A 23,721-nucleotide genomic window follows, 5' to 3' on the forward strand; every position below is an offset into this window, starting at 1 on the left:
GCCCCGACGGATCGATGGCAAGCATCCTGGACTCGATCGGCCCCCGCCCATTCCGTTTCACCGTCCCCGCTCTCGCTGATGTCTTCACTCTGCTCGCCCTCGGCCACCTCACCCGCCGCATGGCCCCCGCCCCGGACCGGACATCCGCGACGACCAGTGGCAACCGGTGACCGATCCGCCGGCCTGCGGGCCGACTCGCCTCGTGGGGCAGTCCAGGCAGGCTCTGCGATCCCACGGTCTTCACCCCACTGAGTAGCGGCAGCCTCGCAGACGTCCCGGCCCTGGTCGTACGCGCGACGGCCGACCAGAAGCGGTTGGTGCTCACCAAGGTGTGACCCCGGCCTGCGGGGGAAGGGCTCGCAGGGATTCCGAGGGGAGGCCACAACTGCGTTTCTTCCTGATCGTTGCTCACTGCGCGGTGGCGCACCAGGTGGCGCGGGCCATCTGTGGATCCTCGGGAGTGACGTAAGAATGGCTATGTATGCCTCGCCCGGCCTGCGGGTTCAACGCAGTGTGATGGTTACGGGGGCAACTGGGGGGATCGGCGCGTCGACGGCGCTGCGGTTGGCCGGCTGCGGTTTCGATGTGATCGGTACAGCGCGCAGCCAGGAGAAAGCGGACGGCCTGCTCGCTGCCGCCGCGGCGCGCGGGCGGCCACTGAGGACGGTGGTACTGGATGTCGCCGAGCCGTCGTCCTGTGAGGAGGCGATGGGGCGTATCGCGGAGATGACGGGCGGTGGCTTGTGGGCGGTGGTGAACAACGCCGGGGTGCCGCAGGCCGGGGCGATCGAGGACGTGAGCGATGAGCAGGCGCGGTACCTGCTGGAGGTGAACCTTCTGGGGGCGATGCGGATCTGCCGCCTCGCCCTGCCGCAGATGCGTCGACGTGGTGAGGGCCGGATCGTGAACGTGTCGTCGGGTTTGGGACGAGTGCCCTGGCCGCTGGGCGGTTGGTACAGCGCGAGCAAGCACGCGTTGAACGCGCTCACCCACTGCCTGCGCGTGGAGATGGCGCATGCCGGTGTCCGCGTGTCTTTGGTGGAGCCTGGAACATTCGCCACCACGATGCTGGACCGGGCGGTCGACGATCTCGCCCAGGCCGATCGAGGCGAGTCGGCGGGCTACGACCGGTCGAAATCTCTGTTAGGGGCTGTCAACGCGCGTGTTCCCGGTCCGGAGCCGGTCGCCCGGACCATCGAGAAGGCGCTGACCTCCTCCCGGCCCAGGGCCCGTTACACCGTCGGCTTCGACGCCCGTCTCCTGGTGCCGCTTCACACCATGTCACCGCTGTGGCTGTCGGACTGGGTGAAGCACACGGTCAGCGGCCTGCCTCACAAAGCCCCGGCGCGTGCCGGCGCGGTGAAGGAGTCGGCATGAGTCTCTACAGCCGCATCACCCAGGTCACGGTCCACCTGCCTGACGGCCGCCGGAGCGCGCAAGCTATCGAGGACCGGCTGCGCGAGCACAGCCCTGGTGTGCGGGTCCCGGCCGGCTTGCTGTCCAGGCTCTACGGACTGCAAGAACGCGTCGTCGCCGCGGACGGCGACGTGCCCTCCGACCTCGCCTCCCACGCCGTCGGCCGTGTCCTGACCCAGGCAGGCCTCGCACCGGGCGAAGTCGACCTGCTGCTGTTCGCCGCCGTCAGCGCCGATGTCCAGGAACCCGCCAACGCCCACATCGTCGCCGCCCAGACCGGGCTGTCCTGCCCGGTCTTCGACGTCTCCAACGCCTGCAACAGCGTCCTGAACGCCCTGGAGGTCGCGGACGCTTTCATCCGCGCCGGCCGTTACCGGCGGATCCTGATCGCGTGCGGGGAAACCCTCAGCCGCCTCAGCCGATGGAACCTGACTCCCACCACCCTGCGGACCGGCCTGGCTTCCCTGACCGGCGGGGACATGGGCGCCGCCCTGCTCGTCGAAGCCTCCCCCGGCCGGGCATCATCGCTCACACGTTCATGGCGAACTCCGCAGGCTGGCCGGCTGCCACCCTCTTCAACCCCCACCACGCCCCCAGCAGCCCGCCAGGACTGTACATCGACTCCGAAAAGCTCCTCGCCTCCTTCCTCGGCATCGACACCCGCGCCGCACAGTGGCTGAAGGAGCAGCACACCGATCCGAGCGAACTCGGCCTGGTCTGTTTCCACCAGCCGTCCGTTCCCTTCGTCCGCACCTTCTGCGAATGCCTCAGGGGCCCTCCACCTTGATCGTGGACACCCCGACACTGGATCTTGAGTCCAGGGAGAGGAGTCCCGAGTGGGGACCTACAAGTACTCGGCGAAGTTTTGGGCGGACGCGGTGGCGCTGGCCCGTTCGTCGGGCCGGCCCGTTTCACGCATCGCCGCCGGGCTCGGCGTGAACCACGAGACGCTGCGGCAGTGGATCAAGACCACGGGGAACGCCGAGCGGCCCGAGGCGCTCGCGCAGTCCACGAAGGACGCGGAGATCGCGGCCTTGCGCAAGCAGGTCCGCGAGCTGGAGACGGAACGTGACATCCTGCGCCGGGCGGCCAAGTATTTTGCGGGCGAGACGAACTGGTGAGCCGCTTCGAGTTCGTTGCCGACCATCGCGACGCCTTCGGCGTGAAGCGGCTGTGCACCGTGCTGAACCTGTCGAGGTCCGGGTTCTACCGGTGGCTGAAGACCGCCCCGGCGCGGGCCGCGAAGAAGGCCGCCGACGCCGCACTCACCCGGCGGATACGCACGGTCCACACAGAGTCCGGGAAGACGTACGGCGCCAAGCGGATCACCGCCGAGCTCCGCGAGGGCGGTGCGATGGTGAACCGCAAGCGCGTGGAGCGGCTCATGCGCCAACATGGTATCCAGGGACGGAGGCTGAAGCGGCGGCACCGCACCACGGTCCCGAACCCCGCCGCCCAGGCGGTGCCCGATCTGCTGCGGCGCAACTTCACCGCATCCGCCCCCGACCGGGCCTGGGACGGCGACATCACCTATCTGCCGATCGCCGGCGGGAAGTTCCTGTACCTGGCCACCGTCATCGACGTGTTCTCCCGCCGCCTGCTGGGCTGGTCGATGGCCGATCACATGCGGGCCGAGCTTGTCACCGACGCGCTCAACGCGGCCGTCCGCACGCGCGGCGGCAGGGTGGACGGCGTCATCTTCCACAGCGATCACGGGGCTCAGAGCAGATTCAATCGGTCGTCGCAACACCTCATGATCAGCGAGGTGTGTGATGGTTCGTCGTCAGCAGGCAGCCGATCGGGCGATACGGCTAAAGTTGAGGTCTCCTGGGCATCCGAAATTCCAGCGCCATATCGAAGCAGCGTTCTGGGATGAAATCGCCAAAGGTCTCCTCGCGAAGGAAGCGGCCGCGGTTATCGGCGTGGCGTCGGCGGTGGCCACGCGCTGGTTTCGGCAGTGTGGCGGCATGCGACCGTTCGATCCGAAGCCGAATTCGGGCAGGTACCTGTCGTTCTCTGAGCGGGAGGAGATCGCGCTCCTCAATGCCCAGGGTATGGGCGTTCGTGAAATCGCTCGGCAAGCCCGTCGTGATCCGGGGACGATTTCCCGCGAGTTGCGGCGCAACGCGGCCACCAGGGGCGGGAAGCGCGATTACCGGGCCTCAGTCGCGCAATGGAAATCAGACATGGCCGCACGCCGCCCGAAGACTGCGAAGCTGGTCGCCAATCCGCAGTTGCACGCATACGTCCAGGAGCGGCTGTCCGGCGAGATCAGCACGCCGGGCGGCAGGGTGATCGCAGGACCTGCGACAGGCGTGTGGACGGGGCGGAACAAACCGCACCGTAAGGACCGCGCGTGGGTGCAGGCGTGGAGTCCGGAACAGATCGCGAACCGGATCAAGGTTGATTTCCCGGATGATGAGTCCATGCGCATCAGCCACGAGGCGATCTACCAGGCTCTCTACGTTCAGGGCCGCGGGGCGCTGAAGCGGGAACTGATCTTGTGCCTTCGCACGGGCCGCGCACTGCGTGCTCCGCGCGCTCGTTCGCGCCGTAGGACCTGGGCGCATGTGACGCCCGAAGCGCTGATCAGTGAACGGCCTGCCGAAGTCGAGGACCGTGCCGTTCCCGGCCACTGGGAAGGCGACCTGATCATCGGGCTGGAGCGGTCCGCGATCGGCACTGTCGTTGAGCGGTCAACTCGATTCACGATGCTGGTTCACCTGCCGCGCGAGGAAGGCTACCGGCACAAGCAATCGGTCAAGAACGGTCCTGCGCTCGCCGGTTATGGGGCGATCACAATGAAGACCGCCCTCGCCAATACCATGTCGACGCTGCCCGAACAGCTGGCACGGTCGCTGACCTGGGATCGCGGCAAGGAGATATCAGCCCATGCGCACTTCAGAATCCAGACCGGCATTCCCGTGTTCTTCGCCGATCCGCATAGTCCGTGGCAGCGCGGCACGAACGAGAACACCTATTGGTGCAGTTTTGGCGGTGCCGGACTTCTTCGACGGGAGATGGCTGGCGGGGCCGCTGGGTGACTCGGAGAACACGTGCCGCAAGGCTTTCCGTTGAGGTGTCCACGGCGGCCCACAGGGCGAGAGCCCTGGCCGGGAGTGACTTGATAGAAGCCTGCTGAGCCGTCAACTCGCAATAGGTCTGTCCCCTGGCCAGGGCCCTCGCGTCTGTCCCGTCATCCGCGACAGCAGACAAGAGGACATCTCGATGGTGACAGTGGGAATCGACCCGTACAAGCACGTCCACGTCGCAGTGGCCGTTGATGCCGACGGCAGGCGGATCAGCCGGCCGCTGACCGTCAAGAACGACGCGGCCCTGATCGGCGTCCTGCTCAAGTGGATCCGCTCAATCGCCGACGGCACACCTGTCACCTGGGCAATCGAGGACGGCCGTGGCTTCCGCCCACCACCTGGCTGACGGCCTGCTGCTGGCTGGCCACGAAGTGGTCTGGGTCCCCACCAAGCTGTTGGCCGCCCACCGCAAACTGCACGCCGCCACCGGCGCCAAGTCCGACCTCGTCGACGCCGCAGCGGTCGCCCACGCTGCCATCGTCACCCCCGGCCTGGACCGCCACCGCATCGATGAGCGCGTGCGCGAACTGCGTGTTCTGGTCGACTTACGTGCCGACCTCGTCCGGCGCCGCACCATGGTGATCAACCAGGTCAAGGCATACACACACCTCTGGCTCGACCACACACCGGGCGATCTCACCCGCAGGCCGGGCATGACCTCGTTGACGACGCTGCTGGAGAACACCGAGACGAGCACGCACGTTCGCCGGGTGCTGGCCGAGATGGTCACGGAGATAGCCGAGCTGAACAAGCGCGTCCGCGGACTTTAGGCCACGATCCGGGAACTGGTCACCCCGCTGACACCCGCGCTGATGGAGATCACCGGGATCAGCCACGTCTCGGCGGCGGTCCTGCTCGCCGAGATCGGCGACATCACCCGTTTCACCAGCTCAGCCAAGCTCGCCCGCTACACAGGATGCGCCCCGATCCCGGTCTACTCCTCCGACAAAGAGTGCCACCGCCTGCACCGAGGCGGCAACCGGCGGCTGAACAGCGTGCTCTACACCGCAGCCATCGTCCAACAGCGATTTCACCCAGGCGCACGGGAACTGCTGGCGCGGCACGAGCCCACCAAGGGGGCCCGCGGCGCTCGACGCGTACTCAAGCGCCACCTGATCGAAGTCATCCACCGCGCGATGATCCGAGACCGTGCCTCTTGGCAGCACCACATCACCCAACACGAGTTCGTCGCTTGACATAGAAGCGTCAACGGGCTCCTGCGCCAGTACTTCCCGAAAGGCACCGATCTCTCGAGATGGTCCGCCGAGGAAGTCGAGGCTGTCGCTCACACCCTCAACAGCAGACCCCGTAAGACGCTCGGTTGGAAGACACCCGCCGAGGCATTCAACGAGCAGCTACAGTTGCTTCAACAAGCTGGTGTTGCAACGACCGGTTAAATTCGGTCAATACGGCTCCCGGGCCTTCGCCGGCCTCTGCGACCAGCTCGGGGTGACCCGGTCGATGGGCGCGGTCGGCACCAGTGCCGACAACGCGGCCTGCGAAAGCTTCCACGCGTCCCTGAAGCGCGAGACGCTCCAGGGCGCCCGCGACTACGGTGACGCCAGCACCTGCAGAAGAGCGGTATTTGCCTGGCTGACCCGCTACAACACCCGCCGTCGGCACTCCGCCAATGGCCACCTCAGCCCCAACGAATACGAACGCCGACACCATACCGCTAAACTCACACTCGCCGCGTGATCAATAGCCGCGTGCCCACCTTCACGGGGAAGGCCCGTGCGCGCAGTGCGGCACTATCACGCCAAGGGGTTGCTGCCGGAGCCGGAGCGGGACCACTCCGGCTATCGGAGATACGACGCCAGCACCGTGATCGAGCTGACCAAGATCCGGACCCTCGCCGAGGCCGGGGTCCCACTGGCGCGCGTGCGGGAGCTGCTGCAGGCCGACGAGGAAGAGTTCGCCATAGCGGTCGCAGACATCGACAAGCGGCTGCGGGCGGAGATCCGGGAGCGGCAACGACACCGGGAGCGGATCGCCCGCCTCGCAGCCGGGGACAACCTGGCGCTGCCCTCGGAGGTGGTCGAATATCTCGAACGACTGCGGGTGCTTGGTGTCGACGAGCGGATCGTCCAGGTCGAACGCGACGGCTGGATCCCGTTGGCCGCACACTCACCTGAGCGAGTCGCGGAGTGGATGACACGCAAGCAGGAGCAGCTCGCCGATCCGCAGCTCATCGGCTTCTATCTCACCCTGGGCCAGGCGCTCGACCGCACCGACGATCACCCACAGCTGGTCGAGCTGGCCGACAGACTGTCCGCCTACATAACGCAAATGGCTGACGAACAGGGCGAGGACTACGTCGACGACACCGACATCGAGCCACCGCTCGTCAAGCTGATGGACACACTGGCGTTCGACACTCTGCCGCCAGCCCGTCGGCTGATGGAGCTTCTGAAGAAACGAGGCTGGACCGGCTGGACCAAGCTCGAACGCGTCAACCCTAAACGGGGTGCCGGAACACGGCAGCAAGACACCGCAGTGCAGCGTTCCCGGCGGAGGCCGTGACGGGTGCAGGATTCTGCTGGGCGACGACGTCGGCGACAGCTTGGGCGCTGATGTCGACGTAGGCGGCGCAGGCTGCGGATGCTCTCTTCGCCGCTAATGCTCCGCCACGACAGCATCCACAACGGTCACGACACCGGCCCTCGCCAGAGCTGTTCGGGAAAGGGGCTCCGGCCGTGGCTCACTTCCGGACCCCGGACGCAGCCCGGCACACCGTACACGCCCATGGCGAAGCTTCACCCCAGCGTTATTCACGCCCGCGTCTGCGGCGTGCGCCCCAGGTCAGGTCTTCGTTCAACCGGGTGCGCAGCAACAGGAGCGCTTCGGTATCGGCCTGCTGGGCGAGTTGCTCGAGCAGCGCCCGGATCCGCAGGTCATCGCAGTTTCGGACCGCTTGCACGATCTCGCCGATCAACGTCGGCACGTCGGTCGGAGGTAATCCTTCTTCTTCGGCGTCCATCAGCACCGGGTACCCGGTGCTGCCGGGCCAGTGCGGGGGAGCACCAGCCCGACAGCGCGCGGGCCGAGACGGGGGAAATAACCCGGACCACGCCCGCTCAACCTACCCGCCAGGACAATGCCTGGCTTCGCCTTGCTCCCCATCTGGCCCAGCGGTGGAAACCGCAGTCACTGTACCGCCTGGTCTGCCATGGGCTGCCGGTTCAGCCCAGTGCCACAGCCGCCACCGCCCACACGGCCGTGAGCACCGCCGCGCAGAGCCTCACCAGGCCCGTAACACGAAGCCGGCTGGCCCGGTTGAGCCGGGCGATGCGTGCGACCCCACGAATGTCGGATGGCGCGCCCGGGATCCCGATGACCGCGCCTGGCTCGGGGCCCACACCCACACCCCGCCCCGGTTCGTGAGTACGGCGTCCTGGGGCAGCACCGCAGTGAGGTATGCGGCGCCGGTGGGCATACGGGTGAGGCGTGCGGTGCGCCCCGTCACCCGGGATTCGAACCTTCGTATCATTTCGGCGTGCCCGTGAAACCAGCCCCGAACTTTGATTTCCCGCCAGATCTGCGCGATGCGCAGCTGGCGCTGCACCAAACCCGCACCCCGTACGAGGAGTTCGCGAGGGCATTGCCGTGGTCGGCGGAGCCGATGCCCGGGTGGGAGAGCGAATAAGCAGCTGCACAGCGATTACCGCTCCTCCAGGCCCGACAGCCCCGGCTACACCGAAGAACAGCGCGCCGAAGTCGACCGGTTGCACGCGCTGCTGCTGGAGCTGAGCGCCGCTGTCGCCACGCACCCGTTCTGGGAGACGGTGGAGAGGGACAAGGTGGTGGAGGCGCGGATGGCGCTCAAGCACGCCCACGAAACCTCCGACGACACCGAGGCCGCGTAGCCGCCGGCACCAGGCGCGCACGCGGGCGGGCCGTTCCTGGAGACGGCTTGCCCGAGGCGGTGTGTGCGCAGGACCGGAAAGAGCTCTGCTGCTTCCTGGCACCACCCACAAGCCACCCGCGCAGCTGGACCGGTTCCCCGGGGGCCGCATCATGGGTTCTTGACCGGCACACGCGGTGCCGGCCGAGTGTGGGGCGGGACATGGAGCCGAGTTCGACCGGGGCCGGGGCGAAGGTGGAGGCGCACGCGGAAGCAGTCGTGCTGGCCGCCTGCCGGCTCGCCGATACCGCGGGCCCCGGACAGTGGAGTCCAGGCGCCATTGAGGATGCCTCGTCCGCGCTGGAGGTCCTGGCGGGCGCCCTGGCCCAGCTCGACTCCGGGAGCGCGGAGATCCTCGCGGTCATCCCGGCCGCCGTCGCCGCACTGCGCGAACACACCGAACAGGCCCGGGCTGGCGCACCGGCCGGTGAGGGTACGGCCGGGCGTGGCGCAGCTGCGGTGAGCGGGCCGTTGCGTCAGGCGCTGGCCGTACACGGCATCGGCCGCGGCCGGGTGCACCAGCTCGGTGCCGCGCTGGTGACCGTCACACTGGAAGCAGCCGACGCCCAGGCCCTGGCCGCGCTCCTCACTCCCCGCGGTGAACACCAGGAGCACCGGGTCACGGAGGACACAGAGGCGCTGTGGGGCGTCGGGCCCGCCGGCACGGCGGCCGCCGCTCTCGGGCAGGCGCTGGCCGCGTACGGGACTGGCAGCTACGCGCGCGTCATCGACTCCGAACAGGTCACCGCAGGGCTCACCCCGCACGCCGCCCGGCAACTCACCACGGCCCTTACCACCAGATCCTCACCAGCCGCTCGCACCCGCCGACGCGGACTGGGACACGGCTGGAAGGGCCTGGACACCACCAGCTGGTGAAACGTGGGCTCCTGGTTGTCCACGTGCCGCAGTTCCTCCGGGGCGCCGGCCCGCGGGGGTCAGCGGTTGAACCACCGCTGGAGGATCACGGGGAGGGTGGTGGCGGTGAGAGGCATGGCGATCTGGATGCGTTGAGTACCTGTTTTCGAAGGTTGGCCGGATCGGGACGGTGACAGACCCGCTTCTCATGGCGTTCGGCACAATGAGCGTGTGACAAACGATGACGAAGGCGAAACGCCGTTTCCTGCTAAAGGGTTTGTTGTAGGCATGCTGGTAGGCGTCCCGATTGGGGTCCTGCTCGGGCTGTCCGTCTTCGACAACGTGGCCATCGGCCTGGTGCTCGGCAGCGGCGTAGGCGGAGTCCTCGGTATCACTTTCGCGATGGCACGGCGTTCGCGGCGACAGTCCCTTTGAACTCTCCGCAAGGCGGTTCGCTGGGGAGCGGGGTGATCAGGTTGCCTGTGCCGATGAGGGTGGCGCCGTCGGCTTCACCTGACGTTGCCGCGTGAGGCGCCTGGCCATGAGGGTGATGGCGGCCCAGGTGATCAGGCTCTCGGAGTGCTGAACGAGCCGTTCGTAGTCTCGGGCATGCCGACGGGCGTGCATGATTCAGGCCAATGACCTCTCAACGACCCACCTGCGGGGCAGGACAACGAATCCGGAGGTGTCCTTCGAACGGCTGACAGTCTTGATCCTGAGGTTGAGGTGTCGTTTGGCCCAGGTGACGAGCTTGCCCGCGTAGGCGCGGTCGGTGAGGTTCCCCCGCTGCGCGGGAGGTGTTGATCAGCTGGTCGGGTGGGGTTTGCGGGGTTTCAGGTTCCCTCGTTCGGCCGTTGCCTGGTCGGTGTAGTGCTTCTCCTCGAACTCGATCGGGCTGAGATAGCCGAGCCGTTTCTGGACGCGCCGGGAGTTATGGAAGCCGTCGATGTACTCGAAGAGTGCGAGGTTCGCCTCGGCCCGGGTGGCAAAGACGCGCCCGCGGATGCACTCCGTCTTGATGATCATCCATAGGTTCTCCGCGAGGGCGTTGTCGAACGAGTCCCCGACCGAGCCCATCGACGCCTGGACACCGGCCCGCACCAAGCGCGTTGTCGGCTACACAGACGTGTATGGACAGCCGTGATCAGCGTGATGAATCAGCTCGCCGGGCTGGACCTCGCGGGAGGCGAGGGCGTACTCGAGTGTGGTCAGCACCAGGTCGGTGTCCGCGCGGGCCGAGGTTTCCCAGGCCACCACCCGGCGTGAGAACGCGTCCCGGATCGCCGAGAGCCACAGCGGCCCCTCACCAGTCGAGATCATGGTCAGATCGGTGACCCACAATCGGTTCGGCACGGGCGCGGTGAAGTCCCGCTCGACCAGGTCCGGGGCCAGGGTGGCCTTCGGGTCGCGGCGGGTGAAGCCCTTGCCGCGTGGGCTGATGCCCGCGATGTCGGCCTCACGCATCAGGCGCTCGATCCTTTTGCGGCCCACGTGTACGTCCTCGCGTCTGAGTGCGGCGTGGACGCGTGGCGAGCCGTAGGTCCCGCCCGAGTCAGCGTGGATCTGCTTGATCTGTCCGGTCAGCTCGGCGTCCCTGCGCACGCGTTCGCACGGCTCACGTTCCGCGCGGCGCCAGCGGTAGTAGGTGGAGGAAGCGATGTGCAGTTCCCGAAGTACGCACTCGACTCCCGGGCGTGGATGCTCATCGAGGAGCGCGGTCGCCTGGGCCGGGCCGGGTCGAGTTGCGCCGCGAAAAACGCCGAGGCCGTCCGCAGGACGTCGTTCGCCCGCTTGAGCTGGGCGTTCTCCTTGCGCGACGCTGCCAGCTCGGCGCGTTCGTCGGTCGTCAGCCGGTCATCCCGCCCGCCGGCATCCGCCTCGGCCTGCCGGATCCAGCCGCGCAGAGCCGGGTCTGTCAATCGAACGGTGTAATGAGGGTGGTTGGGGTTACTGACGAGCTGCGGAGAGCCGGCCGTCGAAGGTGATGTCGAAGGCGTTCAAAGCGGTCTTCCAGCGCAGGGTCCAGCGGGCCTGCCCCTTGCCGGTCGGGTCGAGCGACATGATCGCCATGTAGACGCACTTCAACGCGGCCTGCTCGTTCGGGAAATACCCGCGGGCCTTGACCGCCCGCCGGATCCTGGCGTTCACCGACTCGATCGCGTTGGTCGTGCAGACGATGCGGCGGATCTCGGTGTCGAACCGCAGGAACGGGGTGAACTCCTCCCACGCGTTCTCCCAGAGCCGGATGATCGCCGGGTATTTCCGGCCCCACGTGTCGGCGAACTCGGCGAACTGTTCGAGTGCGGCCTCCTCGGTCGCGGCGGTATAGACCGGCCTGAGGACTTTGGCGATCTTGTCCCAGTCCTGGCGGGCGGCATAGCGGAAGGAATTCCGCAGCAGGTGAACCACGCAGGTCTGCACGATCGTCTTCGGCCAGACGGTCTCGACCGCGTCGGGCAGGCCCTTCAGCCCGTCGCAGACCAGCATCAGAACGTCGTTCACGCCGCGGTTCTTGATCTCGGTGAGGATGTGCATCCAGTGCTTGGCGCCCTCGCCGCCGTCACCGGCCCACAGCCCGAGGATCTCGCGCCGGCCCTCGACAGTGACGGCCAGCGCCACGTAGATCGGCCTGTTGGCGACGGCGCCGTCGCGGATCTTGACGTGGATGGCGTCGATGAACACGACCGGATAGACGGGGTCGAGGGGGCGGTTCTGCCATTCGGTCATGCCCTCGAGGACCTTGTCGGTGATCGTGGAGATCGTCTGGCGGGAGACGTCGGCGCCGTAGACCTCGGCCAGGTGGGCCTGGACCTCGCCGGTGGTCAGGCCTTTCGCGGACAGCGAGATGACCATCTCGTCCACCCCGGTCAGGCGCTTCTGCCGCTTCTTGACGATCTTCGGCTCAAAGGATCCGTCGCGGTCGCGGGGCACGGTTATCTCCACCGGGCCGACGTCCGTCAGCACGGTCTTCGCGCGGGTGCCGTTGCGGGAGTTACCGCCGTTCTTCCCGGCCGGGTCGTGCTTGTCATAGCCGAGATGGTCGGTGATCTCGCCCTCCAGTGCGGACTCCAGCAGCCGCTTCGTCAGCTGCTGGAGCAGTCCGCCCTCGCCTGTCAGCTGCAGGCCCTCGGCCTGGACCCGGGAGACCAGCTCGTCGATCAGCCGGTCGTCCACCGCCCTCGCCGGCTGGGGCTCTATCGCCTCGCTGATCTCGGCTTTGGACACGTTCTCACTGGTCATCGGTGCATCCTCCATGATCGGGAGTTACACCGAACGATTTACAGTCCCGATCATGTGCTCCGACCAAGGTGCACTGACCAGGACGAAGGCCGTGGGGGTGAGTCTGCTGCCTGATGCCGTACGGAGGGAAGCGTTCGCGGAAGCGTCACGCTTCCGGGGAGAGTTCTACGAGTGTCTGACCGCCCGGCGGGATGAGTTGTTCGAGCTGGCGGACGCGGTGCTGTGTGCCGACGGTGCGGTGAAGTCCCCGGTGGACCTGACACTGTTGCCCGAACATCGTCGTGGACACGGAGCGATGTACGGCGGCCTGAACCACGGCCGCATCGACACCGATCGGCTGCGGACGGTGCTGGCCGGGCTGTCGCTGCCGCGTTTCGACGGCGGGCGCCTGGTCCTGGCGGTCGACGTGTCGCCGTGGCTCCGCTCGGACGCGCCGTGCTCGGCGGAACGTCTCTTCTGCCACGTCTACGGCCGGGCGAAGACGGCCTCGCAGTTCATCCCGGGCTGGCCCTACTCCTTCGTCGCCGTGCTGGAGCCGGGCGTCACCTCCTGGACCGCGATCCTGGACGCGGTCCGCCTCGGACCTGTCGACGACGCGACCGCGGTCACCGCCGCCCAGCTGCGGGGAGTCGCCGAGCGGCTCATCACCGCGGGACAGTGGCAGAACGGGGATCCGCATATCGTGATCGTCAGCGACGCCGGCTGCGACGTCACCCGCCTGGCCTGGGTCCTGCGCGATCTGCCGGTCGAGCTGGTCGGCCGGGTCCGCTCCGACCGCGTCATGCGCCTGCCGAATCCGTCCCGCCGACCGGGGACGAACGGCCGGCCACCCAAGCACGGACCGGAGTTCCGCTTCACCAAGCCGGAGACCTGGCCCGAGCCCGCGATCACCACCGTCACCGGCACCACCAACTACGGCAAGGCCGAAACACAGGCATGGGACCGGGTCCATCCCCGGCTCGCCCACCGTTCCTCATGGCTCGACCACGACGGCGAACTGACCTTGGTCGAAGGCACGTTGATCCGGTTGAAGGTCGAGCGTCTATCGAAGGACCGGGATGCTCCGCCGGTGTGGTTGCGGTCCTCGAAGACCGGTGCCACCCCGGACGATGTGGACCGCTTCTGGCAGGCGTTCCTCCGCCGCTTCGATCTGGAGCACACCTTCCGCTTCGCGAAGCAGACCCTCGGCTGGACCACCCCGAAACTCCGTACTCCCGAGGCGGCGGACCGCTGGACCTGGATCCTGATCGTCGCTCACCCCCAGCTCCGGCTCGCCCGCCCTCTCGCCGAAGACCTCCGCCGGCCCTGGGAGAAGCCCACCGCCTCCAGCCGGCTCACCCCCGCCCGGGTCCGCCGGGGGTTCAGGAACATCCGCGCTCACCTCGTCTGCCCGGCCCGCGTTCCCAAACCCCGCGGCGCCGGCCCAGGACGGCCACCCGGCGCCAAGAACAGGCACCGGGCACCCCGCTATGACATCGGCAAGACCGTCAAACGCCCCGAAACCCTCAAGGCCATCGGCAAGCCCGGAAGATCTTGGTAGAGAAAGAACAAGCTCAGTACCTGTTTCTGATCCCCGGCCAGGTTGTGATCAGGCTGGACGGACGTGGGCATGCCGGATGGTGCCGCGCCTCAGTCGATGCCGTTTTTCAGTACCTCAGTCGGTTGCCACTCCGTCACTTGAAGGGGTGGCACACCAGCTGGAGTTGCGAGAGGCTGATTCATCACGGTGGATCTTCAGCAGGCGGAGGCTACGAGTTCATGGCAATACCGGGGAACCAGTCCCTACCCGCAGTAGGTACGTACCACATCGATCCAGCGGCATCAATGGTCCGTTTCGACACACGTGCCATGTTCGGGCTGCTCCCAGTCCGTGGCACTTTCACTATCGGCCAAGGCCGGATCACTGTTGCCGAGCTTGTAGAAGAGCTTTCGATACAGGTCGTGATGGAGGCAGCCAGCTTCGGGTCCGGCAATCAGCAGCGTGACGAACATGTGAGGTCTCCCGACTACCTGGACGTGGCTCGACATCCTGAGATCGATTTCCGGAGCCAACGCCTGGAGCGATCCGCTTCAGATGCCACTTTGCAGGGGGAACTGACTGTCTGCGGGGTAACTCGGCCGGTAGCCGTCACGCTCGACACCGTTCTCCACGAAGGTAAGCGGATCACAGCCAGCGGCACTGCCAGGGTCGACAGGTACGCCTTCGGTGTTACCAAGGCCAAAGGAATGACGGGGCGGCACCTAAGGATCACTTTGGAGGTTGTCGCCAACCGCTGAACCGGGTCCAGCCCGCAAGCGGCGAAGGCCCCTCGGCTACTTGTAACCTGCCGCTTTCACCGTGCTCACGCGGGATGGCGTCCACACAGCGAGGCGCTCGGTCAGGCCCTGCGCTGTCGTCATGCCGTCGGTGCGCGCTCGGCCCGGCGGGCCGACTGGCTGGTGATGCGGCGGGCCATAAGGGTAATCGCCGCCCAAGTGATCAAGGTTTCGGAGTGCTGGACGAGCCGTTCGTAGTCCCGGGGCCTTCCCCGTGAAGGTGGGCACGCGGCTATTGATCACGCGGCGAGTGTGAGTTTAGAGGATGTCTCATTTGGATTGATTCGGTAATCTGGTGCCGTGGGGATTGTGGAGCGGTTGGTTCCGGATGAGTTGTGGGTGTTGTTCGAGCGGGTGGTGCCGCCTTCTCCGTCGCGGCCGCAGGGTGGTGGCCGTCGGCGGTACGGGGACCGTGAGGTGCTGGCGGCGATCGTCTTCGTGGCCACGTCGGGGTGTACGTGGCGGCAGCTGCCGCCGTCGTTCGGGCCCTCGGGGCCGACCGCTCACCGGCGGTTCACCGAGTGGAGCAAGGCCCGGGTGTGGGCCAAGCTCCACCGTCTGGTGCTGGATGAACTCGGCGCACGCGGGGAGTTGGACTGGTCGAGGTGCGCGATCGACTCGGTGAGCATGCGGGCCCTGAAAGGGGGGATCTGACGGGTCCGAATCCTGTGGACCGAGGCAAGTCTGGGTCGAAGATCCACTTGATCACCGAACGTTCCGGTCTGCCCATCTCCATCGGCATCTCGGGCGCGAACCTGCACGACAGCCAGGCCCTGGAGCCCATGGTGCGGGGTATCCCGCCCATCCGCTCCCGTCGCGGACCCCGCCGCAGGCGGCCGGCCAAGCTCCACGCCGACAAGGCCTACGACAACCGTCACCTGCGCGGATGGCTCCGATCCCGCGGCATCACCCACCGCATCGCCCGCAAAGGCATCGAGCCCTCGAAGCGTCTTGGCCGCCACCGCTGGACCATCGAGCGCACCATGGCCTGGCTCGGAGGGTGCCGCCGCCTCCACCGCCGCTACGAACGCAAAGCCGACCACTTCCTGGCCTTCACCAGCATCGCCTGCACCCCCATCTGCTACCGCAGACTCGCCAAATGAGACGACCTCTTAGCGGTGTGGTGTCGGCGTTCGTATTCGTTGGGGCTGAGGTGGCCATTGGCGGAGTGCCGACGGCGGGTGTTGTAGCGGGTCAGCCAGGCAAATACCGCCCTTTTGCAGGTGCTGGCGTCACCGTAGTCGCGGGCGCCCTGGAGCGTCTCGCGCTTCAGGGACGCGTGGAAGCTTTCGCAGGCCGCGTTGTCGGCACTGGTGCCGACCGCGCCCATCGACCGGGTCACCCCGAGCTGGTCGCAGAGGCCGGCGAAGGCCCGGGAGCCGTATTGGGCCCCGTGGTCGGAGTGGAACACGGCGCCATCCAGGCCGCGGCGGGTCGAGGCTGCCATCCGCAGTGCGTCGGTGACCAGGTCGGTGCGCATGTGGTCGGCGATGGACCAGCCGACGACCTTGCGGCTGAAGCAGTCCAGAACGGTCGCGAGACAGAGGAACTCCCCGCCTGCGAGCGGGAGACACGTGATGTCACCCATGTACTTCCGGCCCGGCTCGGTGGCGGTGAAGTCCCGCTGGAACAGGTCCGGGACCGGTGAGGTGGCCGGGTCCGGGACGGTGGTGCACACGCGTCTGCGCAGGCGGATGCCGGTGATGGAAAACGTCCGCATGATCCGGGCGACCCTCTTCTCGTTGACCCGCCGCCCTTTCTCGCGGAGCTCGGCGGTCACGCGCGGGGAGCCGTAGGCACCGCCGGACTCACCATGGACCTCGCGGATCTCCTCGGCCAGGACCTGGTCATTGTGCCGGCGGGCAGCCCGGGCCTCGGCGCCGGCAAGCCACTTGTAGTAGCTGGACCGGTTCACCTCCAGGACCTGGCAGAGCCGCTTCACCTCGTAGGTGTCCCGGTGGTCGCAGGCGAACTGGAAGCGGCTCCTCACCAGTTCGTCTCCCCGGCGAAACACTTGGCCGCCTTGTGGAGGATGTCCCACTCGGTGGCGAGCTTGCGCTCACTCGCCTCCAGTTCTGCCACCCGGGCCTGCAGCTGCCGGACCTGCTCGTCCGGATCAGCGGACGGCATCGCCTCCCGAGGTCGGGCGGCCGGGCTTGCAGCCGCGGCGGTGACGCCACGGCGTTCGCGGTCCCGCAGCACCCACTCACGCAGGGTCGCCCGGTTGATGCCCAGGTCAGCGGCGATGTTCTTGTAGGTCGTCCCGGGTGTGGACTCGTACAGGGCCACAGCATCGGCCTTGAATTCGTCCGAATAGTCCTTCATCGCCATCGGCGGTCTTCTCGCTTCCTCCGGATCAAGCAGATCCAGTATCAGCGTGTCCACCACTCAGGGGGAGGCCCTGGGTTCAAGAACACCGTGGTCGAACATGGCCGGGAGATCGGTATCGACGTCGAGATCGTCGAGCGCAACTCAGTCGATACCGGCTTCGTGCCGCAGCCGATCCGGTGGAGGGTGGAGCAGACCTTCGGCACGTTGATGCTGCATCGGCGGCTGACCCGTGATTACGAGGGCAACCCGCGCTCGAGCGAGTCCCGGATCTACTGGGTCATAAGCTCGATCATGATCCGTCGGCTGACCGCCACGAGTGCCCCGACCTGGCGCGGACTATAGAAGGACGATGACGGTGACCTCGCTGTTGGACAAACTCGCCGACCGCGAGCAAGCCGTACGCACCCACGCCGACTCCCTACGAGTGCAGCTCGCCCAGCTCACCGCCCAGATCAGCGAACTGGAAGCGGAACTCGCCGACCTGGCCACAACCCGCAAGGTCTTGCTCACCCTCGCGATCGACGAGCACGACCCGCAGCCGCGGTCCCTGCCCGACAATCCCGTCTACCAGCACATCCTCACCGCCCTCGCCGACGCGGACAGGCCCGTGCGCGCGAAAGACCTGTGCCAGGTGCTCGACCTCGGCCTTGAGTCGAAGAACATCGAAGGAATGCGCTGCAAGCTCAAGCGGCTGGTTGCCCGCGGTTTGATCGCCGAGAACGAGCCCGGTCTTTTTGCACTCTGTAGCCGATGATCACGTCCGCTCCACGCCACGTGTCGGGGGTTTGATCCGGGCTCGGTGACACACCAGGCCGAACCCGCTCCCCGCCCCCTCAAAGCTCTATCGGGTACGGCGCCTGCCTGCTCTCGTGCTGGAGGCTGCGGAAGAAGTCCGTCATCACGACGGCGGCTGGCGCGTCGCGGGCGAGGATCGCCGTGGCCGTCGCGGGGGCTCCGGTAGGGACCTCGCCCCGGGCGTACGCGCGCAGCCGGGCCTCGCGATCTTCCCGCCCGGACCCGAAAAGTGCGGTGACCAGCCATTGAGACGTGTACATGGCCGTATAGCAGCGGTCGTAGTTCTGGTGCCGTTCGAAGAAGGCGGATTCGTCCTTCGACAGCTCGAACCGGGAGGAGATGGCCAGCCCGTAGTCCGCGAAATACAGGCGCTCGCCATCGGTGAGAATGTTCTGGAAATGGGCGTCAAAGTGCAGCAGGCCACGGGCGTTCATGAACGAGATCCCTGCCTCTAGGTTCCGCTCCACCATCGCACACGCCCGATCGGCGGCCTCTCCACGAGCGTTTATCTGCTCGCCGAGCCACTGATGCACGTTCTGCGGGATGTACTCCAGGAACAGCGCGATGCTCGCCGAGGAGTCCCGCAGCTCCTCGATGCGCCGGCGTACCTGCGATCCGCCGTCCCAAAAGGCGACCGTGCTCTCGATGTCGGACAGCTCCTCGGGCAGCGGCATCGAATCCGGCACCACCCGCCAGTGGTACATCAGCGGGAAACCCTCGTAGTCGCCCGCGAGCACCCAGCTTGTGGTCATGGCGTGCGCAGCCAGTTCCCGCCACGCTCCAAAGCCCGGCCCGCCGATGCCGTAGTGGCAGAACAACGGCAGCTCGAACAGGTTCGCCGTGGACCGGACGTTCTCCGGCCACCGTTCCAGGTCGGTCAGCGGCACCCGCTTGACGAACACGGGCATCCCGGCGACCTCCAACAGCGCCGACTTCCCGCCGATCCCGGATCCGATCGGCGCGGCCGCATCCAGGACTTTCGCCAGCGCGTGATCGCTGAGCAGAGCCAGGGAAGTGGAGACGGCGCTGTACGCGGTCAGCCGCGTGGCGAAGGACATGGGGCCTTACCCTACGGGGAGTTCGACGACTGCGCCGGGAGCCCGACTCTCGCATCAGGTGGCTGACGACGAGCCTGCCTGCTGGCCGACACCTTGAGTCCGGCAGCCCGCAACCCTCAACAAATGCGCTCTGACCTGCACACCTGCCCCACGCCCAAGGACCAAGCAGACAGAAGCTCGCTTTCCGCCCTCTCAGAGCCGCCTACGCGGCCGAGGTGGCCCGCCGATCAGACGGCTGAGACCGATTACGCAGGAATGAGCTGGACGATCCCCACCCACGGAAAGTCGCCCGTCTTGTGAAATGCGCGAACGCTCCAGCGTCCTGCCGGCACGGAAACTCGGGCCTGCCCCGGCAAGCCTTCCTGATCCGGGTACTCCACGGCCAGGTCAGCTCAGGCTACAGCGGAGTCCAGGAGAACCGCTGCCCCATCGACATCCCAGACGCCACAGTTCTCCCAGGCGGTCGCGGGGTCCTCGATGACGGCCTTGGCAGCAGCTTCAAGCAGCTCGGCGTCAGAGTCGGCCGCCAGCCATCGCAGGAAGATGTTCTGCTCAGGGAGGTAGCAGGTCGTGGCGGGCTCGTCGGCCAACACCAGCCCGGACCCCTCGGCGCCGACCTCGACGGTCCCAGCCCAGCCTTCCACGTCACATGCACGGTCGTAGTCGTCGGGAACATCGGTGCCGCCGACGATGACTCCGTCTTCCGTGCATCCGACCCATTGGTCCAGCGCAGAGACCGGGATAGCGATCAAGGGGCCACCCATCGACTGCACCCAAGCGAGATCGGCATGGAGGTGACGGGAAACGTTGCAAGATGCGGTCATGTGGTCAGTGAGCCTCTTTCATCCTGAGTTTTTGCAGGTGAGGAGGGTGTGGGTGGCGGCGATGAGTTTGCTGATGCGGCGGGGGCTGCAGCGGGCGGTGCGGTCAGCGGACCGGGCGCAGCACCATGTATCTGCGGCCGTAGGCGAAGAACCTCGTTTCACCCACCCGATCACTGTCGGCCACCGCCGCACGGTACTTCACGCCGTCGACGTAGAGGTAGCTTCCGTTCTCGATGCCCGGGGTGTCGAACACCGACTGGGGAATGCCCGTGTCCCGGGTCCATGTGGTGCGTTCCTCGCGGGTGAGCCAGAAGACCGGCTCCGTCGGCGGCCATGCCGGGACGACCTTCACGTTCTCCAGGGTGCCGGCGGCGGCACCGGCACCGGTGTTGCCGGCCTCCCAGGCGATCAGGCCCGGCACGCCGTGGTAGGTCAGGAAGAACGTCTGCTGGATCGGGTCGGTCAGCCCGAGGGGGCCTGCCTGGGCCAGGAGGGCGGGAACGATCCGGTGCCGGTAGAGGTCCAGCACACCGAGCACCGTTGCGCGGCGTGTCGTCCGCGCCTCGTCGATGATGTCAAGCGGGTCGACGCGCTGGAACGTCCTGAAGGCCACCAGCGTGGACAGGTCACCGTCGAAGGCGGGGCGGGCGTGGACCGCCGGCCGGGTCGGCAGTTGCGCCTGGAGAACGGCCTCGGGGCCATGGCTCCGAAGGGCGTCGACCAGGGCCGCCAGCCATTGCGCGCGTTCCACCGAGTTTGCCACCCGGTTCGCCGGGGTGGTCTCGTAGGCCGCGAACTGCTCAAGGGCGTCCGCGCAGGCACCCGTCATCAGGTGGGCGCCCCAGTCCTGCACGGAACTTCCCACCGTGGCCATGCGAATCCGGGCCGCGCTGCGGACGTACTGCTCCTGACGGTCGAGGGCGACGTGCTCGTCGGGGCGGCGCAGGTAGGCGAGGACCAACCCGAGTCGGGCGTCGTCGGACCGCACCTCCTGACTGATCTCCCTGAGCAGGTCACCGGCCGGTGCCACGTGGAGCTCCAGTTCGTGCAGCAGGGTGACCGCCGCCTGGCCCGGGTCTGTTCCCGGGCCCGCCATCACGGTCACCTTGATGAACGACTCGTGCGGCGCGAGTATCATCTGGGGCTTGAGCAGGAGCGCCTCCGCGATCAAGGTGCCCTGCGGGGCCTGGGGCGGACTCACGAACACACCGGTGGACCCGTGCACGTCGACGCCCGAAGCGAGTGCGTCGATGAATAGGTGGCAGGTGAGGTTTCCGTCGACCAGGTCGAAAAGTTCACGTAACTGCGGGCTGAACGATTTCCGATTGTCGATCAAGGACTGCAATGACAATTTGACGGTGGCGGGAACGGCAGGCTGCCCACTTAACTTCATCATTTTCCTGACAATAGCCTCGACCGGAGGCGCTGAACAGGCGGCCGACGCCGATGCGGCGAGAATGCGGAAAAGCGGGGGCCACCCTTTCACTTCCGGCCCTGAGTGAGCCTCTTTCATCCTGAGTTTTCGCAGGTGAGGAGGGTGTGGGTGGCGGCGATGAGTTTGCTGATGCGGCGGGGGCTGCAGCGGGCGGCGCGGAAGAGCTTCCAGGTCTTGAGTTGTGCGAAGGCGCGTTCGCCTGGTGCTCGCAGGTGGACGTGGTCGCGGTTGTACTGCTGGTAGCAGGTGGGCTGTTCGCGGTGACGGTAGTAGGGGGTGCGGAGGGTGGCGCCGGCGCCTTGGTAGGCGCGGTCGGCCAGGACTAAGGCCTGTCCCGTAACTGCTGGTCACGGGTGAGATGATCTTGGTGTGGCTGGTGTGATCACGGCGTCGGAGCCGTCTTGGATAGCCCCGTTCACCGGGCTGAGCCCGCGCTGTTTCGGGAAGCTGGTGACCGTGCTGCGACGCGAGGGTGCGGATGCGGTCCGCAAGGGCCGGCCGTGGAGCCTTCCGCTGGAGGACCGGGCCCTGCTGGTCGCGGCGTACTGGCGCACCAACCTGACCATGCGCCAGCTCGCCCCGCTGTTCGGGGTCTCCAAGTCGGCGGCCGACCGCATCATCGACCACCTCGGGCCGATGCTCGCGCTCCAGCCCCGCAAGCGGTTCGCCAAGGACACCGTGCTGATCGTGGACGGCACCCTGGTCCCGACCCGGGACCACGCCATCGCCGCGCAGTCGAAGAACTACCGGTACTCCACCAACCATCAGGTCGTCATCGACGCCGACACCCGCCTGGTCGTCGCGGTGGGAAGACCGCTTGCCGGAAACCGCAACGACTGCAAAGCCTGGGAGGAATCCGGCGCCAAGGCAGCCGTCGGCAAGACCCTCACGATCGCCGACGGTGGCTACCCCGGCACCGGACTCGTCATGCCACACCGCCGGCGCAAAGGCGAAGAACTACCGGAGTGGAAGCAGGCGCACAACAAGTCCCACAAGCAGGTCCGCGCCCGCGTCGAGCACGTCTTCGCCCGCATGAAGACCTGGAAGATCCTCCGCGACTGCCGCCTCAAAGGCGACGGAGTCCACCACGCCATGCTCGGCATCGCCCGCCTGCACAACCTCGCTCTCGCCGGGTAGGCCAACGGACCGCACAGCGACCAGCCCTACCCAAGACGACTCGAAGATCATTTACGGGACAACCCTTAGTGCTGGATTCCTCTTTCTCTGGGTATATGTCCTGGTGGCGGGGTGATTTAGTGCTCGGGGGGCGGGTGCTGGGCGATGGTGTTACGGGCACGGCTGAGCCGTGACGAGAATGAGGAACGGGTCGTGCGTCGGCTGTCGCGAGCGCGCAAAGCGCCGCGTGATCTGGTGTTGCGGGCACGGATGGTCGACTTGAACTGGTCCGGACAGCGTGTCCCGGTCATCGCGGATGAGTTGAGGCGCAGCGCCAAGACGGTCCGCCGCTGGTTGCACCGCTTCAACCGTGTGGGCCTGGACGGGCTGGAGGACCTGGGTGGACAGGGCCGCAAGCGGCGGATCACCGAGGCGCAACGCTCAAGAATCATCGGCCTGGTCAAAGTCGCCTCCAGGCCGGCTGACTGTGCAGGCCGACGGAGAGCTGGCCGCGACGGATGAGTCGGGGCCGCCGGAGTGGACCCTGGACGCACTGGCCGCCGAGGGCAGGCGGCTGGGTATCGAGATCGGTCGCAGCCAGGTCCGCCGGATCCTGCTGGCCGAGGGAGTGCGCTGGCGCCGCACCCGGTCCTGGACCCGCTCGAAGGACGCGGACTTTGAGGGAAAAAGACGAGGATCATCGAGCTCTGCACCTGCCCGCCCGATGGCGCGACGGTGGTCTGCGCCGACGAGCTCGGACCGGTGATCCCGCGCACGTTCCCGCCGGCGCCGGGCTGGTCGCCGGACGGTCACCGCATCAAGTCCGAGGTCGACTACGGTCGCGGGCCGGAGAAGACCTGGGTCTACGGCGCCTTACGCGTGCGGGACGGACAGCAGGTCACCATGACCGCATCCTCCCGCAACAGCGCCTTCTACCAGCAGTTTCTTCAGAAGATCGAGGCGGCCAATCCCACCGGGGACATCTACGTCGTCACCGACAGCCTGTCCTCGCACAACAGCCTGTCCACCCGCACCTGGCTGGAGGACCACCCCAGGATCCGGCACGTCCTCATCCCCGTCGGCGCCTGCTGGCTCAACCTCCAGGAAGGCTGGTGGCGCATCTTCCACAAGGCCGCCCCCGCAGGACAGTCATTCGCCGGGCCACCCGAGACCGAACAAGCCACCCGCCTGGCAACACCCCAGCTCAACGCCCGGGCCCGGCCCTGGATATGGGGCAGACCTGCACCACCCACCAGGCGCTTACGCCGCCGATATCTGTACATCCTTTGAGGAATCCAGCACTAGGCACCACTCACGACGTCACAGACAGCCAGCAGAC

General features: G+C 67.1%; 25 protein-coding genes and 9 pseudogenes. 23 read left to right on the top strand and 11 right to left on the bottom strand.

Annotated elements, in window-relative coordinates; genetic code table 11:
- The first annotated feature begins 14 nt into the window (after positions 1 to 14).
- From BN1555_RS39470 to BN1555_RS36140, 12 genes and pseudogenes are all read left to right on the top strand, one after another.
- Positions 15 to 170, top strand: coding sequence for a hypothetical protein (locus BN1555_RS39470; RefSeq protein WP_176710361.1), 156 nt, complete (start codon positions 15 to 17; stop codon positions 168 to 170).
- Between the two features lie 301 nt (positions 171 to 471).
- Positions 472 to 1,377 carry an SDR family oxidoreductase gene (locus BN1555_RS36100; RefSeq protein WP_255306539.1) on the top strand — a complete coding sequence of 302 codons (906 nt, stop codon included), beginning with the start codon at positions 472 to 474 and terminating at the stop codon, positions 1,375 to 1,377.
- On the top strand, positions 1,374 to 2,096 hold the full coding sequence (locus tag BN1555_RS36105) for a 3-oxoacyl-ACP synthase III family protein (protein ID WP_093804166.1): 723 nt from the start codon (positions 1,374 to 1,376) through the stop codon (positions 2,094 to 2,096). Before BN1555_RS36100 ends, BN1555_RS36105 begins: the two co-directional genes overlap by 4 nt.
- A 198-nt stretch (positions 2,097 to 2,294) precedes the next feature.
- Positions 2,295 to 2,405, top strand: a pseudogene (locus tag BN1555_RS41155) (transposase); the annotation flags it as partial.
- 45 nt (positions 2,406 to 2,450) lie between these two features.
- Positions 2,451 to 3,139: pseudogene (locus BN1555_RS36115) on the top strand (IS3 family transposase); the annotation flags it as partial.
- A 49-nt stretch (positions 3,140 to 3,188) separates the two neighbouring features.
- Positions 3,189 to 4,394: pseudogene (locus BN1555_RS36120) on the top strand (IS30 family transposase); the annotation flags it as partial.
- A 250-nt stretch (positions 4,395 to 4,644) separates the two neighbouring features.
- Complete coding sequence (locus BN1555_RS39750) at positions 4,645 to 4,854, top strand: IS110 family transposase (protein WP_218058272.1); 210 nt, start codon at positions 4,645 to 4,647, stop codon at positions 4,852 to 4,854.
- Positions 4,829 to 5,278, top strand: coding sequence for an IS110 family transposase (locus tag BN1555_RS39755; protein WP_218058273.1), 450 nt, complete (start codon positions 4,829 to 4,831; stop codon positions 5,276 to 5,278). The genes BN1555_RS39750 and BN1555_RS39755 overlap by 26 nt, the downstream gene beginning before the upstream one ends.
- 42 nt (positions 5,279 to 5,320) lie before the next feature.
- Positions 5,321 to 5,704 (top strand): transposase, encoded by a 384-nt coding sequence (locus tag BN1555_RS39760; protein ID WP_218058274.1) that lies wholly within the window; start codon positions 5,321 to 5,323, stop codon positions 5,702 to 5,704.
- 12 nt (positions 5,705 to 5,716) lie between these two features.
- Positions 5,717 to 5,905, top strand: a pseudogene (locus BN1555_RS36130) (transposase); the annotation flags it as partial.
- A gap of 10 nt (positions 5,906 to 5,915) precedes the next feature.
- Positions 5,916 to 6,206 (top strand): annotated as a pseudogene (locus BN1555_RS36135) (integrase core domain-containing protein); the annotation flags it as partial.
- A gap of 36 nt (positions 6,207 to 6,242) precedes the next feature.
- Entirely contained in the window at positions 6,243 to 7,031 is a 789-nt protein-coding gene (locus BN1555_RS36140) for a MerR family transcriptional regulator (protein ID WP_255306540.1), read from the top strand.
- 244 nt (positions 7,032 to 7,275) lie between these two features.
- On the opposite strand, the gene BN1555_RS38660 is transcribed toward BN1555_RS36140, so the two are convergent.
- Positions 7,276 to 7,488 (bottom strand): hypothetical protein, encoded by a 213-nt coding sequence (locus tag BN1555_RS38660; RefSeq protein WP_141662975.1) that lies wholly within the window; start codon positions 7,486 to 7,488, stop codon positions 7,276 to 7,278.
- Between the two features lie 745 nt (positions 7,489 to 8,233).
- Here BN1555_RS38660 and BN1555_RS41160 point away from each other — a divergent pair.
- From BN1555_RS41160 to BN1555_RS38305, 3 genes are all read left to right on the top strand, one after another.
- Complete coding sequence (locus tag BN1555_RS41160) at positions 8,234 to 8,374, top strand: hypothetical protein (protein ID WP_255306541.1); 141 nt, start codon at positions 8,234 to 8,236, stop codon at positions 8,372 to 8,374.
- Positions 8,375 to 8,574: 200 nt separating this feature from the next.
- Complete coding sequence (locus BN1555_RS36150) at positions 8,575 to 9,288, top strand: hypothetical protein (RefSeq protein WP_093804170.1); 714 nt, start codon at positions 8,575 to 8,577, stop codon at positions 9,286 to 9,288.
- A 210-nt stretch (positions 9,289 to 9,498) separates the two neighbouring features.
- The gene (locus BN1555_RS38305) at positions 9,499 to 9,702 is read left to right on the top strand and encodes a hypothetical protein (protein WP_218058275.1); all 204 of its coding nucleotides are present in this window, start codon (positions 9,499 to 9,501) and stop codon (positions 9,700 to 9,702) included.
- 36 nt (positions 9,703 to 9,738) lie between these two features.
- Here the strand turns inward: BN1555_RS38305 and BN1555_RS41165 are convergent.
- The 5 genes and pseudogenes from BN1555_RS41165 to BN1555_RS36170 all read right to left on the bottom strand — a co-directional run.
- Positions 9,739 to 9,948, bottom strand: a pseudogene (locus tag BN1555_RS41165) (IS5/IS1182 family transposase); the annotation flags it as partial.
- 123 nt (positions 9,949 to 10,071) lie between these two features.
- On the bottom strand, positions 10,072 to 10,368 hold the full coding sequence (locus tag BN1555_RS36155; protein ID WP_141662976.1) for an IS3 family transposase: 297 nt from the start codon (positions 10,366 to 10,368) through the stop codon (positions 10,072 to 10,074).
- 15 nt (positions 10,369 to 10,383) lie between these two features.
- Positions 10,384 to 10,947: pseudogene (locus tag BN1555_RS39475) on the bottom strand (IS3 family transposase); the annotation flags it as partial.
- Positions 10,848 to 11,186 (bottom strand): hypothetical protein, encoded by a 339-nt coding sequence (locus BN1555_RS41170; RefSeq protein ID WP_141662978.1) that lies wholly within the window; start codon positions 11,184 to 11,186, stop codon positions 10,848 to 10,850. The gene BN1555_RS41170 and the pseudogene BN1555_RS39475, both read right to left, overlap by 100 nt.
- Before the next feature lie 28 nt (positions 11,187 to 11,214).
- Positions 11,215 to 12,507: an IS256 family transposase gene (locus BN1555_RS36170; RefSeq protein WP_093804123.1), complete on the bottom strand. Its 1,293-nt coding sequence runs from the start codon at positions 12,505 to 12,507 to the stop codon at positions 11,215 to 11,217.
- A 97-nt stretch (positions 12,508 to 12,604) separates the two neighbouring features.
- Between BN1555_RS36170 and BN1555_RS36175 the strand changes: the two genes are divergently transcribed.
- The 3 genes from BN1555_RS36175 (at position 12,605) to BN1555_RS36185 (ending at position 15,926) form a co-directional block, all read left to right on the top strand.
- Positions 12,605 to 14,047 (top strand): NF041680 family putative transposase, encoded by a 1,443-nt coding sequence (locus BN1555_RS36175; RefSeq protein ID WP_304364563.1) that lies wholly within the window; start codon positions 12,605 to 12,607, stop codon positions 14,045 to 14,047.
- A 308-nt stretch (positions 14,048 to 14,355) separates the two neighbouring features.
- The gene (locus tag BN1555_RS36180) at positions 14,356 to 14,784 is read left to right on the top strand and encodes a YceI family protein (protein WP_255306542.1); all 429 of its coding nucleotides are present in this window, start codon (positions 14,356 to 14,358) and stop codon (positions 14,782 to 14,784) included.
- Between the two features lie 345 nt (positions 14,785 to 15,129).
- A protein-coding gene (locus BN1555_RS36185) for an IS5 family transposase (RefSeq protein ID WP_176710368.1) occupies positions 15,130 to 15,926 on the top strand; the annotation gives its coding sequence in 2 pieces (ribosomal slippage) (positions 15,130 to 15,463 and positions 15,463 to 15,926; 798 coding nt in all).
- Here the strand turns inward: BN1555_RS36185 and BN1555_RS36190 are convergent.
- A protein-coding gene (locus BN1555_RS36190; protein ID WP_255306543.1) for an IS3 family transposase occupies positions 15,905 to 17,154 on the bottom strand; the annotation gives its coding sequence in 2 pieces (ribosomal slippage) (positions 15,905 to 16,836 and positions 16,836 to 17,154; 1,251 coding nt in all). The genes BN1555_RS36185 and BN1555_RS36190 overlap by 22 nt on opposite strands.
- Before the next feature lie 72 nt (positions 17,155 to 17,226).
- On the opposite strand from BN1555_RS36190, the pseudogene BN1555_RS36195 reads away from it, so the two are divergent.
- Together BN1555_RS36195 and BN1555_RS36200 are read left to right on the top strand one after the other, a co-directional pair.
- Positions 17,227 to 17,496: pseudogene (locus BN1555_RS36195) on the top strand (IS5/IS1182 family transposase); the annotation flags it as partial.
- 13 nt (positions 17,497 to 17,509) lie between these two features.
- Positions 17,510 to 17,908: a hypothetical protein gene (locus tag BN1555_RS36200; RefSeq protein ID WP_141662979.1), complete on the top strand. Its 399-nt coding sequence runs from the start codon at positions 17,510 to 17,512 to the stop codon at positions 17,906 to 17,908.
- 79 nt (positions 17,909 to 17,987) lie between these two features.
- Here the strand turns inward: BN1555_RS36200 and BN1555_RS36205 are convergent, their stop codons facing one another.
- The 4 genes and pseudogenes from BN1555_RS36205 to BN1555_RS36220 all read right to left on the bottom strand — a co-directional run.
- Positions 17,988 to 19,007 carry a protein kinase family protein gene (locus BN1555_RS36205; protein WP_093804179.1) on the bottom strand — a complete coding sequence of 340 codons (1,020 nt, stop codon included), beginning with the start codon at positions 19,005 to 19,007 and terminating at the stop codon, positions 17,988 to 17,990.
- Positions 19,008 to 19,399: 392 nt separating this feature from the next.
- Entirely contained in the window at positions 19,400 to 19,831 is a 432-nt protein-coding gene (locus tag BN1555_RS36210; RefSeq protein ID WP_369689050.1) for an Imm21 family immunity protein, read from the bottom strand.
- A gap of 103 nt (positions 19,832 to 19,934) precedes the next feature.
- Entirely contained in the window at positions 19,935 to 21,167 is a 1,233-nt protein-coding gene (locus BN1555_RS36215) for a hypothetical protein (protein WP_093804180.1), read from the bottom strand.
- Between the two features lie 173 nt (positions 21,168 to 21,340).
- Positions 21,341 to 21,607: pseudogene (locus tag BN1555_RS36220) on the bottom strand (transposase family protein); the annotation flags it as partial.
- Between the two features lie 28 nt (positions 21,608 to 21,635).
- Between BN1555_RS36220 and BN1555_RS36225 the strand changes: the two are divergent.
- From BN1555_RS36225 to BN1555_RS36235, 3 genes are all read left to right on the top strand, one after another.
- Entirely contained in the window at positions 21,636 to 22,403 is a 768-nt protein-coding gene (locus BN1555_RS36225) for a transposase (RefSeq protein WP_093796984.1), read from the top strand.
- 144 nt (positions 22,404 to 22,547) lie between these two features.
- Entirely contained in the window at positions 22,548 to 22,904 is a 357-nt protein-coding gene (locus BN1555_RS41175) for a helix-turn-helix domain-containing protein (RefSeq protein ID WP_255306544.1), read from the top strand.
- Positions 22,905 to 23,144: 240 nt separating this feature from the next.
- Positions 23,145 to 23,672 (top strand): transposase, encoded by a 528-nt coding sequence (locus BN1555_RS36235; RefSeq protein WP_093804202.1) that lies wholly within the window; start codon positions 23,145 to 23,147, stop codon positions 23,670 to 23,672.
- The last annotated feature ends 49 nt before the right edge of the window (positions 23,673 to 23,721 follow it).

The organism is Streptomyces sp. Wb2n-11, assembly GCF_001049855.1.
GTDB lineage: Bacteria > Actinomycetota > Actinomycetes > Streptomycetales > Streptomycetaceae > Streptomyces > Streptomyces altiplanensis.